The organism is Sphingobacterium sp. SYP-B4668, assembly GCF_027627455.1.
Lineage (GTDB): Bacteria > Bacteroidota > Bacteroidia > Sphingobacteriales > Sphingobacteriaceae > Sphingobacterium.
In genome coordinates, this window is the sequence record NZ_CP115483.1 from 1,878,007 (window position 1) to 1,892,964 (window position 14,958).

Below are 14,958 nucleotides of genomic sequence, written 5' to 3' on the forward strand. Positions count from 1 at the left end.
GTATGTTTTTTTCTATTATTATCCCATTATACAATCGACCCCAAGAGATAGGTGAATTGCTTCATTCGTTGTTGTCCCAGACGTATAGCGGTTTTGAAGTAATCATAGTCGAAGACGGGTCAACGGTAGAAGCTAAGGAAATTGTAGAGGGATATCGTAGTCGTTTGGATGTCCACTATTATCGAAAAGAGAATGAAGGGCAGGGCTTTGCTCGTAACTATGGCTTTGCCAGGGCCCGTGGAGATTTTTTCATTGTTTTCGATTCTGATATTATCGTACCAACCGATTATTTGGAAAAAGTAATAGTTGGTCTTGAAAGAGATCGATGGGATGCTTTTGGAGGACCTGATGCAGCTCATGAATCATTTAGCCCTATTCAAAAAGCAATTAGCTATTCAATGACGAGCCCATTCACTACAGGTGGAATACGTGGAAATAAAAGACATGTAGGGCAGTTCAATCCACGTAGCTTCAATATGGGTATTTCCCGAGAAATTTGGGAGAAGACAGGAGGATTCAAATTGGCCCGAAGATCTGAAGATATTGAGTTTAGTCTTCGGATGATAGATAATGGGTTTAAAGTTGGATTGATTCCAGAGGCATTTGTTTATCACAAAAGAAGGACTAGTTTCGCTCAGTTTTATAGACAGACGAATTTTTTTGGTAAAGGTCGTGTTGATATTTACAAGCTTTTTCCAAATGAGTTAAAGCCTGTCCACGCTTTACCAGCGATATTTGTCATAGGATTGGTTTGCTTGATGCTATTGAATGCCTTTAACTATATTGTTTCCGGTCAGATTACCCTTATCTATTTATTGACATCTATGGGCAATACTATGATTAGTATGTATTTCATCTTATTACTTCTTCATGCTTGTTGGTCCACCCGAAGTTTACAAGTGGGCTTGTTAAGTGTTGTTGCTGCCTTCACACAATTAATCGCATACGGAAGTGGTTTCATTGAGCAGTATATTCAGGAGATAATCATCGAAAAGAAATAGAATTTGGAAATTCTATTTTGATATCTACCTGAAGCTTGTTAACTTGGTTTATAGATTTAAAACAGATATTTTGCTGCCTTTTACACAGAATAATTTAGATAAATTGGAAACGCTGTTTAAAGAATTTGGATTTAAACTTCGTTATGAGAAGGGGAATTTTAGGACCGGCGCTTGTGTTCTTCAAAATTCTAAAGTCATTGTTGTCAATAAATTTTCAAATTTAGAGATTAAGATACAGTCTTTGATTCAAATCCTTCATGAAATTCAAGGAGATGAATCAGTTTTAGATGAGAAGCAAAAGAGCTTTTATCAAATCATTAAGCAAACACAATTATCGATTTGAAAATTACTTTTTTAGGAACGGGAACTTCACAGGGTGTCCCTGTAATAGCTTGTGATTGTGTAGTTTGTCAATCTGCAGACACTCGAGACAAACGCCTCAGATCTTCGATCTTAATAGAATTTGAAGGCAATAATCTCGTAGTGGATACCGGTCCCGATTTTAGATATCAAATGCTTCGCGAAGAAGTGAAACACCTTGATGCTATTTTAATGACCCATTCCCATAAAGATCATATAGCAGGATTGGATGATGTACGCGCTTTCAATTATCAACAAAAGAGTTCAATTCCAATATTTGGAACGCAAGCATTACATGAGGCTCTAAAACGAGAGTTTTATTATGCGTTTTCAGATTTCAAATATCCTGGAGTACCACAACTTGAGCTTCGAGAGATAGATGGAACCCAATCTTTCCGTTTATGTGACAAAGAAGTTGTGCCGCTTGAAGTTATGCATTTTCGAATGCCCGTTTTAGGATATCGATTAGATAATTTTGCATACATTACAGATGCTAAGACAATTTCGGAGGAAACAGTTCTCAAACTCCAAGGCGTAGAATATTTGGTTATCAATGCGCTGCAAAAAGAACCTCATATTTCCCATTTTACGTTAGCCGAAGCAGTAGCATTCGCCGAGCTTATTGGTGCTAAAATGACCTATCTTACACACATCAGTCATCGTCTCGGGCTTCATGCGGAAGTATCTAAGGAGCTACCCCCAACTATTCAATTGGCCTATGACCGGTTAACATTGAATATCTGAGTTTTCCAGTCCGTCTGCAAACTTTTCTTTTGCTTGTCTGTTTAATACTTACAGACATTCATTTTGTATAAACCAAAAAAAGAAAAAGATTATGGGTAACATTTTGTATTTAATTGCAGTCATCTTGGTTATTATTTGGGCAATTAGCTTTTTAGGAGGATATTATACTGGCGGCATTATTCACGCATTATTAGTTATTGCTATTATTGTGATTCTATTGAGGATAATACGTGGGAATGCTTAGCTCGTTATCTTAAAGAGATTGGAGATATAATTGGGCAATGTCGATATCTTCCTTGTAGGTGATTTTCAAATTGGAATAGTGACCTTCGAGTAGCGTTATTGTGTTGCCCAATTTTTCTACCACGGAGGCATCATCTGTAAAAGTATCTTGTTCCCGTTGTTGATATGCTTCAAAAAGTAAGTCCGCTCCAAAAGTTTGAGGAGTCTGGATTAACCAAACGCTATCTCTATTTACGCTCTTGTTCGTTCCATCTTTTTCTATTCTTACCGAATTTGTACTCTTACAGCCAACAATTACTGCTCGCTTTTCTTTCGCCATTTCAAAAGATAAATCGATGATTTCTGTCCGAATAAGAGGACGAGCTCCATCGTGTACAGCAATACAATGTAGATTTGGCTGGTCAATTGTAGACTTAAGATAGGTAATGCCATTTTGCACACTTTGGAAACGAGTAGAGCCTCCTGCTATTATGTGGTGGGATATTTGAAAGTTATATTCCCTACAAAGTTTTTCCCAAAGTTGTCTCATATCTGGATGGATGACGACAACAATCTGTGGTTCACTTCGTGCCATATAAAAAGCTTCAATTGTATGCATCAGAATCGGTTTGGTTCCCAATTTCAAATACTGTTTGGGAAGAGAGTGGTTCATCCGAGTACCACTGCCTCCAGCGACGATAATGACATGATTGTAATTCATTTTAGATGCTTTAAGAATTGGAGAAAGACGTTTTCGACAGACACATAGTATAATGAATAGATCTCATAGTCGTAATGCAAAATAAAGAGCTAAAAAAACGCGGACGATATGATGTATATCTCCGCGTTTGTATATAATCGTTCAGTGGACTTAGATAATTAACATGGCATCTCCGTAGCTGTAGAATCTATATTTTTCCTTAACAGCAACTTCATAAGCATTCATTACATTTTCATAACCCGCGAAAGCTGCAATCATAACTAAGAGCGTTGACTCTGGTGTGTGAAAATTAGTAATCATGGAGTTGGCAATGCTAAAGTCATATGGCGGGTAGATAAATTTACTCGTCCAATCAGATGCGGCTTTCAGATGTCTGTCTGCAGAGACAGAAGATTCTATCGCACGCATAGAGGTTGTTCCCACTGCACATACTTTTCTCTTTTCGTCAATTCCTTTGTTGACAATACGCGCAGCCTCATCTGTGATGATGAACTGTTCGGAGTCCATTTTGTGTTTCGTTAAATCTTCCACTTCAACCGTACGGAAAGTACCTAGTCCGACATGTAGTGTCACTTCAGCAAAATCAACACCTTTAAGTTCTAACCTTTTCATCAATTCCCTAGAAAAATGAAGTCCAGCGGTTGGAGCGGCTACAGCACCTTCATTTTTTGCATAGATAGTCTGATAGCGGTATTTATCTTCGGGAGTAGCTTTGCGCTTGATATATTTAGGAAGAGGTGTCTCTCCTAATATTTCAATATTACGACGGAATTCTTCATCCGTACCGTCAAATAAGAAACGGATAGTACGTCCGCGTGAGGTCGTATTGTCAACAACCTCGGCTACAAGTAAATCGTCATCCCCAAAGTAAAGTTTGTTGCCAACTCTAATCTTACGCGCTGGATCGACCAATACATCCCAAAGACGTAGTTCTTTGTTTAATTCACGAAGCAAAAACACCTCAATAGTGGCACCTGTTTTCTCCTTATTACCGTACATACGGGCCGGGAAAACCTTAGTATTGTTTAAGATCATGACGTCTTTGTCATCAAAATAGTCCAAGACATCCTTAAAGATTTTATGCTCTATTTTTCCGCTATCACGATGAAGAACCATCAAACGTGCTTCATCACGTTGCTCAGAAGGTTCCGATGCTAACAAAGATTCTGGTAGATTAAACTTGAATTGAGATAATTTCATTTTTTACTTTTGAAATTTGATAAATAATGATGTTGCTTTTTGTTCAAACACTGTACAAAACGGATTTAAAAAAGCATACAAAGTTAAGCAATTTTCAACTAAAAGCGTTATATTTCACCATTAATATTCCTTAAGAACGAATTATTCGCCTATGTTTTGTTAATTTCAATTATCCCCGTGTGCGAGAAATGCGTTTTGCCTCTAATGGAATTATAATTGCATTTAAAAGCAAATTTATCTAAGTTTACACTATCATTTTATCCTCTTTCATGATTACTGTTTTTAGACTACTGGGTGAAAGTTTTGGTTTTGCGATTTCCGCTCTTAAAGACAATAGGACAAGAACTTTCTTGTCTCTATTAGGGGTGACCATCGGAATCATGACTATAATTGGCGTATTTTCGGCAGTGGATACCTTAAGGAACAATCTGGAAGAATCGGTCAGAAAAATTGGAAGCCGTACCCTCTATGTGGACAAATGGCCTTGGGATGGCGGTCCCGATTTTCCTTGGTGGAAATATATAAATCGCCCTGAACCTAAATATACAGACTATGAATCCCTACGAGCTCGGATGACCACTGCAGAGAGCATGGCGTATGGTTTCAATGTAGGAAATAGTATTGCGAAATTTAAAAGTAATAGTGCATCCAATATCACCGTCAACGCGGCTACGCATGATTATTATAAAATACAAAGTTCAGAAATCGCCGAAGGAAGATATTTTACCGAAACTGAATCTAATGTTGGCTCAATGGTTGTTATATTGGGCGCGACGATAGCGGAAGGCCTGTTTCCTTCTGGCAATTCTCTTGGACAGCAAATTTCACTCTTAGGTCGCAAATTAACGGTTATTGGCGTGATGAAAAAGGAGGGGAGTGGGATGCTAATCAATACCTCTTCAGATGAAATAGCCTTCATTCCGTTCAACTTGGGTCGCAATATCATCAATTACGAGCAGAATAATCCCAGTATAATGATTGCTGTTAAACCAGCCTATACACTTGACGAGGCCGAAAGTGAACTCAGAGGGTTGATGCGCTCCGTTCGTCGTATCTCTCCCCAGCGAGAGGATGATTTTTCCATTAATAAAACGACACTGATTACAGCACAGTTGGACCAAATGTTCACTGTTATCAATCTTGCAGGCTTCTGTATTGGTATTTTCTCGATATTGGTCGGTGGATTCGGTATTGCCAACATCATGTTTGTGAGTGTGCGAGAACGTACAAATCTAATTGGCATACAGAAAGCCCTAGGTGCTAAGAACTACTTTATCTTAACCCAATTTTTATTTGAATCCATTCTCTTATGTCTCATTGGAGGGGCATTCGGATTGCTTCTAGTGTATGGACTTGCGTTTCTGGTTAAGGTAGCGTTGGGGTTTGCAGTAGTCGTGAGTGTCAAAATGGTGGTCATAACCAGCGTTCTCTCGACTTTTATCGGTTTGATATCAGGTATGGTACCTGCTATTATGGCCGCTAAAATGGATCCTGTAGAAGCAATCCGCAGTAAATAATTTTTTTGTTTTAAGGTTAACGTTTTGATTGCTGGAAAATAGTATTTTTAGCATATGGAAAGGTTGATTCGCTCCAATGCTATGCTATTACTATGGTTGCTGGTCTTCGGCTATAGCTTCGTGCTAATGGGTGAGATTACTTGGCGGTACCGTTACTTCGATTTGGAAGCCAATTTTCTATTGATTAAGCAGACAGAAATATCCACACACTCTTGGTATAAATACGCATTTTATGTACATGTATGTAGCGCCATTCTTACACTACTTGCCGGATTTACCCAATTCAACATTAGCCTTCTTCGACATTCACCAGTATGGCATCGTCGCCTAGGATATGTCTATGTAATCGGAGTTGTCTTTTTTGCGGCTCCATCGGGCATCTTAATTGGATTGCATGCCAATGGTGGTATTTGGGCACAAGTAGCGTTTGTGATATTGGGTATACTATGGTTGTTATTTACAGTGCTTGCATTTTGGACAGCCACGAAGCGGAATCTTAAAGCCCATCAAAAATACATGTACCGAAGCTTCGCTTTGACGTGTTCGGCGCTTACACTCCGGTATTGGAAGGTGGTATTGGTTTACTTTTTTGCACCGAATCCTATGGACCTCTATCAAGTGATTGCGTGGCTGGGGTGGATTCCTAATCTGATCGTTGTAGAGTTTATTTTAGTTTGGAAGTTTAGGGAATTAAAAGATGTGAGCACGATTTGATAGCGGTGCATAATATAGTTGGTTATCCCATCAAGATAAATTAGCGGTCGTCAAAAAACAAACCGAGCGGAATCAATTTATGAAATAATTATATACATATGAAGAGAGTATTAGTATTATCCTTCCTTTTATTACTTGTCCTATCGTCTTGTGAACAAAGGAAAAAGAAAGAATCAAGCCTAGTAGGCAGAGATTCGTTGAAAATTGAGCATGAAGTAAAAAAAGAGTTATATGGTAATTGGGTAGGCGATTTTGATGTGGATGAGGAATTATACGAGCTCCTTGCTCTTAATGATGATTTGCCACAGGACTTTGATTACAATCCGAAAATCAACTTGTCTCTAAAGCGGATTACCGCCGATACGGTGTTGGGGCAGAATGTCGTCAAAGGCAATATGCGTCCGCTAATAGGTCGAATGGAGGAAAATGGTGCTTCCGTCTCCTTCATCATGGACGAGCCAGGAGATAAGAGATCAGATGGACGCTTTGAATTTAGGCTGGAAGGGGATACACTCATTGGCACTTGGACCGCTTTTGATAACAAAGTCAAAATAAAAAAGCGAAAATTTAAGCTTTTGAAAAAACAGTTTGCCTATAACCCAAATCTTATGTTGCCCAATGAAGTCGAGTTGGTAGATTGGAAGACTAGCGAACGACGTGAAGAGACTGTCGAAGACGGAGATTCGACGATTACGTTTGTAAATGATTTTTATCGAGCAGCATCCGATGCTGTGTTTAGCATTAATGCCTCTAAACAGAAGTTGACAGAAGCCGAATTGAAGAATTTGAAGAGGTTGGATCTGGAAATTATTCGAAATACCATTTTCGCTAGACATGGTTACGCATTTACAAAAAGTGGTGTAAGACAATTTTTTGATCCTGTAGAATGGTATGTGCCCATTTCCAATGAAGTGAGCCAAGAATTGACTCAACTTGAAAAAGACAATATATCGTTGTTGAAAAAATTTGAAAAATATGCAGAAGATAATTACGATTATTTTGGAAGATAGTCAATATAAAAAATATTATAAATGTGTTATCTTATTAATAAATGTACTTTATTGAATTAAATATTCGTATTTTAATAACCGTAATAGTCACATATTCAAGGTACGCTATTTTTAATCACACTATTTTAGAATGGAAGAAGAACTTAAACCTATTGCAGTAGAGCCTACGACTGAGAGCTCATTGGAGGGGGATGTCCATCATGTCAATAACCCAGTGTTGGATTTACCACATATTGAAAAAAAATATTTAGGTTCTGTAAAGTCCTATTTGAAACACGATAAGGGATACATTTTCTCAGATGGCAGCGCCAAGGTGGAGGTAACGGTTGTCACTGATGAGATTATTAGGGTGCGTCTAGCCCCTAAAGGATCTTTTTTGGAGGACTTTTCGTACGCCGTTCCGCCATCAAATCTACATTCTGTCCTTTTTGATTTAGAAGAAAGTGAGGATTTCTTTGCAGTAAAGACCAACACTGTCATTTGCAAAATCAAAAAGCAAGATTTCTATATTTCATTTGAAGATCGAATAGGTAAGGTCGTGAATGCAGATTACTCGTCTATGCATTGGGAAGAAAATCCTGATTTTGGGGGATATTATGTGTATTGTACGAAAAAAGCTTCTAGTGATGAAGTCTTTTTTGGAGGTGGAGACAAGGCTACAAATTTAAATCTTAGAGGAAAACGCATACAAAATTGGAATTCGGATACCTATTCATATGCATTCAATCAAGATCCATTGTACAAAACAATACCGTTTTACATAGGTGTACATGAGGGCGATGCCTATGGGATTTTCTTTGACAACACATTTAAGACCTATTTCGATTTTGCGGCAGAAAATCATGATCAAACAAGTTTTTGGTCTGAAGGAGGAGAGTTACAGTATTATTACATCCATGGCCCTCACATGATGGACGTCGTAAAGCGGTACCATAGTATTACGGGCACCCATTATTTACCTCCAATGTGGGCCATCGGTTACCACCAATGTCGGTGGAGCTATTATCCCGAGACAATGGTAAGAGATGTTGCCAAGCAGTTCAGGCAGCGTAGTATTCCTTGTGATGCCATCTACCTTGATATTGATTACATGGACGGTTATAGATGCTTCACTTGGAATAAACAATATTTTCCAAATCCCAAAAAGATGATTTCGGACTTAGCCTCGGACGGGTTCAAGACTGTTGTCATGATTGATCCAGGTATCAAAGTGGATGATAATTATTGGGTGTTCAAGGAAGGACAGGAAAATAAGTATTTCTGTCGCCGGGGGGATGACTATTTTATGGAGGGGTTTGTCTGGCCTGGCCGGTGCCAATTTCCTGATTTTACCAACCCTAAAGTTCGTGAATGGTGGGGCAGTCTTTACAAGGGATTGGTTGAAGACGGTGTCGCTGGATTCTGGAATGATATGAATGAACCAGCGGTGTTCGGAAGAGGTACTTTCCCCGATGACGTAAGACATTATTATGAAGGTCATAGGGGGTCGCATCGGAAAGCTCATAATATATATGGGATGCAGATGGTCCGTGCCACTTATGACGGACTTAAAAAGCTCTACCAAAATAGGCGACCTTTTACGATTACTAGAGCCGCCTATTCGGGTACACAGCGTTATTCTTCGGTTTGGACAGGAGATAATGTGGCTACTTGGGAACATCTCAAGATAGGTACCCTTCAACTGCAACGTCTTTCGGTGTCTGGCCTGTCGTTTTGTGGTACTGATATCGGTGGATTTACAGGTGAGCCTGATGGAGAGTTGTTCACCCGGTGGATGCAGTTTGGTGTATTTTCTCCTTTTATGAGAGTGCATTCTGCTGGTGATACTCGTGATAGAGAGCCTTGGAGCTTTGGCGAAGATTGGGAGCTAATTAATCGCAAATTTATTGAGTTGAGATACAAGTTGTTACCTTACATTTACTCGGTTTTCTGGGAGCAGCACAAGTATGGTCTACCTATTTTGAGACCATTGGCAATGTTGGAGCAGCATATTCCAAAGAATTTGCAACGTGAAGAAGAGTTTGCTTTCGGGGATAAAATTCTCGTATCACCTGTACTTAATCCTGGTCAGCAGGAGAAGATTGTGTATTTGCCAGCCGGCTATTGGTATTATTATTTTGATAATACGGGCTACGAAGGTGCGCAGGAGCACGTCGTCCATACTCCTTTGGATGAAATGCCAGTTTTTATCAAACATGGGAGCGTCATACCCGAATACCCCGTCATGCAATATACAGGGGAGAAAAAACTAGAACATCTCAAGTTGAATGTATACCATACGAGTGGCAAAGAAGATTCTTATGTCTATGCTGATCACGGTGATACCTTTGCTTATGAGCAAAATATATACTCCGAAAAACATTTTATAGTGGACGGGAGTCAAGGCTTTTTAGTCATCACCCAACATATTGAAGGGCTTCATTCTGAACGATTTGACAACTATCACATTTACTTGGTGGGAATGCCTACTTTACCAACATCAGTTAGTCAGGATGGAGTCGATATTGAACTTCAAAAAGATAAACAGGATAACTTTTTCTTTGTTGTTGAAAAAGAATTTAGAAAAATAGTAGTTCAATAAATGTAATCTAACCTAAGCCATTATGAGTCAATCTGTAGAAATTTTTTCATTATTCACGGATTATGATGTTTCGCTGTTTCGAGCTGGGAAGCATTATAAATTGTACGAAAAATTTGGAGCCCATGCCATTACGGTGGCCCATGTTGAAGGTGTTTATTTTGCTGTTTGGGCACCCAATGCAAAACGAGTGACTGTCGTTGGCAACTTTAACGGTTGGAATGCTAATTGCCACAGCCTATTTGTCCGTTGGGATGGAAGTGGCATTTGGGAAGGATTCATTCCCCACTTGGCAAATGGGGAAGTGTATAAGTATCATATAGAGACCTATGCGGGGGAAGTGCTGGAAAAAGGAGATCCTTTTGCTTTGCAGTGGGAGATTCCACCTCAGACAGCATCTGTCGTCGCTTCTACCTGGTATGAGTGGAAGGACGAAGATTGGATGCAAAAGAGATATCTCCGCAACGGCTTAAATCAGCCCTATTCAGTTTATGAGATGCATATAGGCTCATGGATGCGTAGTCCAGATCATCCAGATAGACTATTTAACTATCGCGATGTGGCGGCTCACTTGATACCCTATGTTAAAGAGATGGGATTTACCCATGTCGAGTTTTTACCCATCATGGAGCATCCCTATTATCCCTCATGGGGCTACCAGATTACAGGATACTTTGCGACAAGCTCGCGTTATGGGAGCCCTCAGGATTTGATGTATTTGATAGAAGAGCTACATAAGAATGATATTGGTGTTATTTTAGATTGGGTTCCATCACATTTTCCTGGAGATGGCCATGGACTACACCGCTTCGACGGTAGTTATTTGTATGAGCATGAGGACCCGAAGAAAGGTTTTCATCCAGATTGGAAATCCTATATCTTTAATTACGGACGTAACGAGGTTCGCGCATTCCTGATCAGCAATGCCGTTTTTTGGTTGGAACGTTTCCATGCCGATGGTCTGCGTGTAGATGCTGTAGCTTCTATGTTATATCTTGATTATTCTAGAAATGAGGGGGAATGGATTCCCAACGAATTTGGAGGACGCGAGAATTTGGAAGCGGTGGATTTTTTAAAAGAGTTTAATGAGGTGATATATAGCTATTTTCCAGACGTTCAAACCATTGCCGAAGAGTCTACTTCTTGGCCTGGCGTGAGCAAGCCGACCTATACTGGGGGCTTGGGGTTCGGAATGAAATGGATGATGGGGTGGATGCATGATACATTGGATTATTTTAAAGAAAATCCCGTAAATCGCAAATATCATCATCATAAGATGACTTTTGCGACAGTATACGCGTATCATGAAAATTTTATGCTTCCACTATCGCACGATGAAGTTGTACACGGTAAACGTTCCTTAATTTACCGGATGCCAGGAGATGAATGGCAGAAGTTTGCTAATTTGAGAGCACTTTACCTTTATATGTTTACTTTTAGCGGCTCGAAGCTTCTCTTTATGGGAGATGAATTTGGACAGACCGGCGAATGGAATGCAGAGCAATCTCTAGATTGGCACCTGTTGGAACACGCTCCCCACAGAGGAATGAAAAGATTTGTTTCCGATTTGCATGCGTTATATAAGTCACAACCAGCACTTTATCAACTTAGTTTTGAACAGTCAGGATTCCAATGGATTGAATTGGGAGATGCCGATCAATCCATTTTTGTATACCATCGAAGAGGATATGATGCCAATGATTGCTTATTGGTTGTTTTGAATCTTACACCGATTGTTAGGGAAAGCTTTAGAGTAGGGGTTGGACATAGTGGGACTTGGGAAGTAATGCTCAACTCTGATGATTTAAAATACCATGGAAGCGGAATTGTCACGGACACAGCAGAAACTGAACCTATTCATTGGATGGGACAGACACAGTCGATGTTAGTCAATCTTCCTCCACTTGGAGGTGTTGTGTTAAGAAGGAAGCTTGTAGAAGACACTTCCTTTCCAGCGAAGCCACTATCTACAAGGAGCCCATTACATTGATAACTAAATATTTATGTCTCTTGAAATACATTAGTATGCCAATCGTAAGGATATCAGGTAATTATAGGTGTACGGATATCCATCGAGGGGAAATTACAAAAGCACCGATGGGCTTAAATTGGATTCGCCAATATGAGATTTAGTGCTTTGGCTAAAACGGGTCTATCTTGTCGTTAATAATTTTAAAATATGCAGATGAATGTAATTCACTTAAGCGTAGAGTGCTACCCCGTAGCAAAGGTTGGGGGATTAGCAGATGTTGTTGGGGCCCTGCCTAAGTATCAAAATAAATTGGGAATAAATGCATCAGTTGTCATACCATGGTATGACAAACCCTATATACGAGATCATGCATTTGATAGAGTAGTTAGTGGGACATTCAATCAAGGTTCAGCGACACTTTCGTATGAGGTGTGGAAACAAGTCGAGTCGACTTTAGGTTTCGATCTTTTTCTAATTAAGATACCTGGATTTTTAGATCGCTCAGAAGTATATGGATATGCCGATGAAGGCGAGCAATTTATTGCCTTTCAACATGCGTTTTTGGATTGGCTGACGATATCTGCAATCGTACCGGATATTGTTCACTGTCATGATTATCACGTGGGTCTCATTCCATTCCTCATGCAATGGGGAGATCGTTTTCATACACTTCGCACAGTCAAAACTGTGGCTACTGTACACAACGGTCAGTATCAAGGCTGGATGAATTGGAGCAAAGGAATATTACTGCCTGCTTTCGATACTTGGAAATGGGGGTTATTGGATTGGGATGGGCTTATCAATCCTTTGGCAGCTGCCATTAAGTGTAGTACGGCTTTTACTACTGTATCAGAAGGCTATTTGAAGGAACTATTGGTTGAAGCAAATGGCCTACAAACCCTCTTTGCTTCCGAGTCCTTTAAAGGAGTTGGAATTGTAAATGGCATTGATACCGAGGTGTGGGATTCGGAGAAAGATGTGGCAATACAATTTCCATTTAATATTCGAAATGTAACCAAAGGGAAAGAAAAAAACAAAGAAACTTTCTGCGAACAATATAAATTAGATTCAAGGAGACCACTCTTGGTGTTTATCGGCAGATTTGCCTATGAGAAAGGTGCAGATTTATTAAGTGAAATTATTATTAATTTATTTGAGGTTAAAGATGAAAAAATAAGTATATTTATATTAGGCTCTGGTGATTCGGAGATTAGGGATTCATTGGCGCCTTTATCAGCTAAATATCCAGGATATTTTTCGGCTTATTTTGGTTATGATGAATCCTTAGCCCATTGGGTGTATGCGTCTGCAGATTTATTGCTAATGCCTTCTAGGGTGGAGCCGTGTGGGTTGAACCAATTGTACTCTTTGCGTTACGGGACATTACCTGTCGTACGAGCGATTGGGGGGTTAAAAGATACCGTTATTGACATCCAAGACCCAGAAGGATACGGGGTAAGGTTTGCAGAAGCATCAGTGGAAAGTGCTGTGGAAGGAATACAGCGAGCCGTTCTATTTAGCTCAAATAGTGCGGCATTCGAGAAGAATAAAAAGCGAATGATGTCTCTTGATTTCTCATGGGACAGTTCGGCGAAGACTTACATTGATTTATATAACCAGATAAACCCTTAAAATTATGCTTCCTAAAGTCGTATCTATCGTGTTGGGAGGGGGACGTGGTACACGTCTTTTCCCATTGACCCATGACCGCTCTAAACCTGCAGTTCCAATTGCCGGAAAATATAGGTTGGTGGATATTCCAATTTCTAACTGTCTTAATTCGGGGTTCAATCGGATATTTGTATTGACCCAGTTCAATTCTGCCTCTTTAAATAAGCACATCAAAAACACATACAATTTTAGTGTGTTTAGTAAAGGATTTGTCGATATATTGGCAGCCGAGCAGACTAATGAAGGAGACCGATGGTTTGAAGGAACAGCCGATGCTGTTAGGAGATCTCAAAAATATCTCACCAATATTGAATACGACTATGTTTTGATTTTATCTGGAGATCAACTTTATCAGATGGATTTTTCTGAGCTTATTGATTTTCATATTCAGAATGAAGGGGAGGTCACACTTGCAACAATTCCAGTCTCCAAAAAAGATGCTCCAGGATTTGGGATTCTGAAAGCCAATGAAAATAATGAGATTACATCTTTTATTGAGAAGCCAAAGACCGAATTGTTGGCCGATTGGACGTCAGAAGTGAGTGAGGCTATGGAAAAGGAGGGACGGCAATACCTAGCATCTATGGGAATATATGTCTTTTCTAGAGGTATTCTCAATAAGTTGCTAAAAGAGAATCCAGGAATGGACTTCGGTAAAGAAATTATTCCTGATTCCATAGGCTTGAATAGAGTATTGAGTTTTCAATATGATGGTTACTGGACGGATATAGGTACGATTGATTCTTTCTTTGAGGCGAATATCGGATTGACAGATGATATTCCTTTGTTTAACCTCTTTGATAAAAACACAGTTTTTTCCCGTGCTCGCATGCTACCGCCTTCCAAGATTTCGGGTACTACACTTACCAATACTATAGTTGCAGATGGTTGTATCATCGTGGCCGAAAGCATAGTCAAATCTGTCATTGGTATCCGATCGCGAATAGGTAAAGGCACGACTATGCACTCCACATATATGATGGGCTGTGATTATTATGAGCACTTGACCGAGGTAATCGAGCTAATTAATACACAGGCACCTCCACCTGTAGGTGTAGGCGAAAATTGCCATATCGAAAAAGCTATTTTGGATAAGAACTGTAGAATAGGGAATGATGTCCGCATCAAGGGAGGGGAGCATCTTGAAGATGGTGATTATGAGACCTACACCGTTAGGGATGGTATAGTAGTGGTCAAGAAAAACGCAGTAATCCCTCATGGTTTTAAAATTGGATATTAAGTTTTAAG

13 protein-coding genes are annotated in these 14,958 nt (G+C 39.6%); 11 read left to right on the top strand and 2 right to left on the bottom strand.

The annotated features are described in order from the left end of the window. The first annotated feature begins 2 nt into the window (after positions 1-2). From OQ289_RS07920 to OQ289_RS07935, 4 genes are all read left to right on the top strand, one after another. A complete protein-coding gene (locus tag OQ289_RS07920; protein WP_270090187.1) occupies positions 3-1,001 on the top strand; it encodes a glycosyltransferase in 999 nt (332 codons plus the stop codon). Between the two features lie 103 nt (positions 1,002-1,104). Then, the gene (locus OQ289_RS07925) at positions 1,105-1,344 is read left to right on the top strand and encodes a hypothetical protein (RefSeq protein WP_333485594.1); all 240 of its coding nucleotides are present in this window, start codon (positions 1,105-1,107) and stop codon (positions 1,342-1,344) included. Continuing rightward, positions 1,341-2,105, top strand: a complete 765-nt coding sequence (locus OQ289_RS07930; RefSeq protein ID WP_033564370.1) for an MBL fold metallo-hydrolase — start codon at positions 1,341-1,343, stop codon at positions 2,103-2,105. The genes OQ289_RS07925 and OQ289_RS07930 overlap by 4 nt, the downstream gene beginning before the upstream one ends. A gap of 91 nt (positions 2,106-2,196) precedes the next feature. Continuing rightward, on the top strand, positions 2,197-2,349 hold the full coding sequence (locus tag OQ289_RS07935; RefSeq protein WP_270090190.1) for a lmo0937 family membrane protein: 153 nt from the start codon (positions 2,197-2,199) through the stop codon (positions 2,347-2,349). 9 nt (positions 2,350-2,358) lie between these two features. Here OQ289_RS07935 and OQ289_RS07940 read toward each other — a convergent pair whose 3' ends face one another. After that, positions 2,359-3,048 carry a 2-C-methyl-D-erythritol 4-phosphate cytidylyltransferase gene (locus tag OQ289_RS07940; RefSeq protein WP_270090191.1) on the bottom strand — a complete coding sequence of 230 codons (690 nt, stop codon included), beginning with the start codon at positions 3,046-3,048 and terminating at the stop codon, positions 2,359-2,361. 150 nt (positions 3,049-3,198) lie between these two features. Continuing rightward, entirely contained in the window at positions 3,199-4,248 is a 1,050-nt protein-coding gene (gene queA, locus OQ289_RS07945) for a tRNA preQ1(34) S-adenosylmethionine ribosyltransferase-isomerase QueA (protein ID WP_033564372.1), read from the bottom strand. A 269-nt stretch (positions 4,249-4,517) separates the two neighbouring features. Here queA and OQ289_RS07950 point away from each other — a divergent pair, with 269 nt between their 5' ends. The 7 genes from OQ289_RS07950 to OQ289_RS07980 all read left to right on the top strand — a co-directional run bounded on the left by OQ289_RS07950 (position 4,518) and on the right by OQ289_RS07980 (position 14,950). Next, positions 4,518-5,765, top strand: coding sequence for an ABC transporter permease (locus OQ289_RS07950; protein WP_033564373.1), 1,248 nt, complete (start codon positions 4,518-4,520; stop codon positions 5,763-5,765). Positions 5,766-5,819: 54 nt separating this feature from the next. Next, positions 5,820-6,479, top strand: a complete 660-nt coding sequence (locus OQ289_RS07955) for a DUF2306 domain-containing protein (RefSeq protein WP_270090192.1) — start codon at positions 5,820-5,822, stop codon at positions 6,477-6,479. A 98-nt stretch (positions 6,480-6,577) separates the two neighbouring features. Beyond that, entirely contained in the window at positions 6,578-7,489 is a 912-nt protein-coding gene (locus OQ289_RS07960; protein WP_270090193.1) for a YARHG domain-containing protein, read from the top strand. A gap of 130 nt (positions 7,490-7,619) precedes the next feature. Further along, positions 7,620-10,070 carry a glycoside hydrolase family 31 protein gene (locus OQ289_RS07965; RefSeq protein ID WP_270090195.1) on the top strand — a complete coding sequence of 817 codons (2,451 nt, stop codon included), beginning with the start codon at positions 7,620-7,622 and terminating at the stop codon, positions 10,068-10,070. A gap of 22 nt (positions 10,071-10,092) precedes the next feature. Beyond that, positions 10,093-12,057 carry a 1,4-alpha-glucan branching protein GlgB gene (gene glgB / locus OQ289_RS07970; protein WP_270090197.1) on the top strand — a complete coding sequence of 655 codons (1,965 nt, stop codon included), beginning with the start codon at positions 10,093-10,095 and terminating at the stop codon, positions 12,055-12,057. A 195-nt stretch (positions 12,058-12,252) separates the two neighbouring features. Further along, complete coding sequence (locus OQ289_RS07975; protein WP_270090198.1) at positions 12,253-13,671, top strand: glycogen synthase; 1,419 nt, start codon at positions 12,253-12,255, stop codon at positions 13,669-13,671. Between the two features lie 4 nt (positions 13,672-13,675). After that, entirely contained in the window at positions 13,676-14,950 is a 1,275-nt protein-coding gene (locus OQ289_RS07980) for a glucose-1-phosphate adenylyltransferase (protein WP_270090199.1), read from the top strand. Positions 14,951-14,958: the final 8 nt, after the last annotated feature.

Coding starts and splice junctions, on each gene's coding strand:
- OQ289_RS07980 (WP_270090199.1), top strand. CDS start 13,676: ATGCTTCCTAAAGTCGTATCTATCGTGTTGGGAGGGGGACGTGGTACA.
- OQ289_RS07960 (WP_270090193.1), top strand. CDS start 6,578: ATGAAGAGAGTATTAGTATTATCCTTCCTTTTATTACTTGTCCTATCG.
- OQ289_RS07950 (WP_033564373.1), top strand. CDS start 4,518: ATGATTACTGTTTTTAGACTACTGGGTGAAAGTTTTGGTTTTGCGATT.
- queA (WP_033564372.1), bottom strand. CDS start 4,248: ATGAAATTATCTCAATTCAAGTTTAATCTACCAGAATCTTTGTTAGCA.
- OQ289_RS07940 (WP_270090191.1), bottom strand. CDS start 3,048: ATGAATTACAATCATGTCATTATCGTCGCTGGAGGCAGTGGTACTCGG.
- OQ289_RS07920 (WP_270090187.1), top strand. CDS start 3: ATGTTTTTTTCTATTATTATCCCATTATACAATCGACCCCAAGAGATA.
- glgB (WP_270090197.1), top strand. CDS start 10,093: ATGAGTCAATCTGTAGAAATTTTTTCATTATTCACGGATTATGATGTT.
- OQ289_RS07965 (WP_270090195.1), top strand. CDS start 7,620: ATGGAAGAAGAACTTAAACCTATTGCAGTAGAGCCTACGACTGAGAGC.
- OQ289_RS07975 (WP_270090198.1), top strand. CDS start 12,253: ATGAATGTAATTCACTTAAGCGTAGAGTGCTACCCCGTAGCAAAGGTT.
- OQ289_RS07955 (WP_270090192.1), top strand. CDS start 5,820: ATGGAAAGGTTGATTCGCTCCAATGCTATGCTATTACTATGGTTGCTG.
- OQ289_RS07935 (WP_270090190.1), top strand. CDS start 2,197: ATGGGTAACATTTTGTATTTAATTGCAGTCATCTTGGTTATTATTTGG.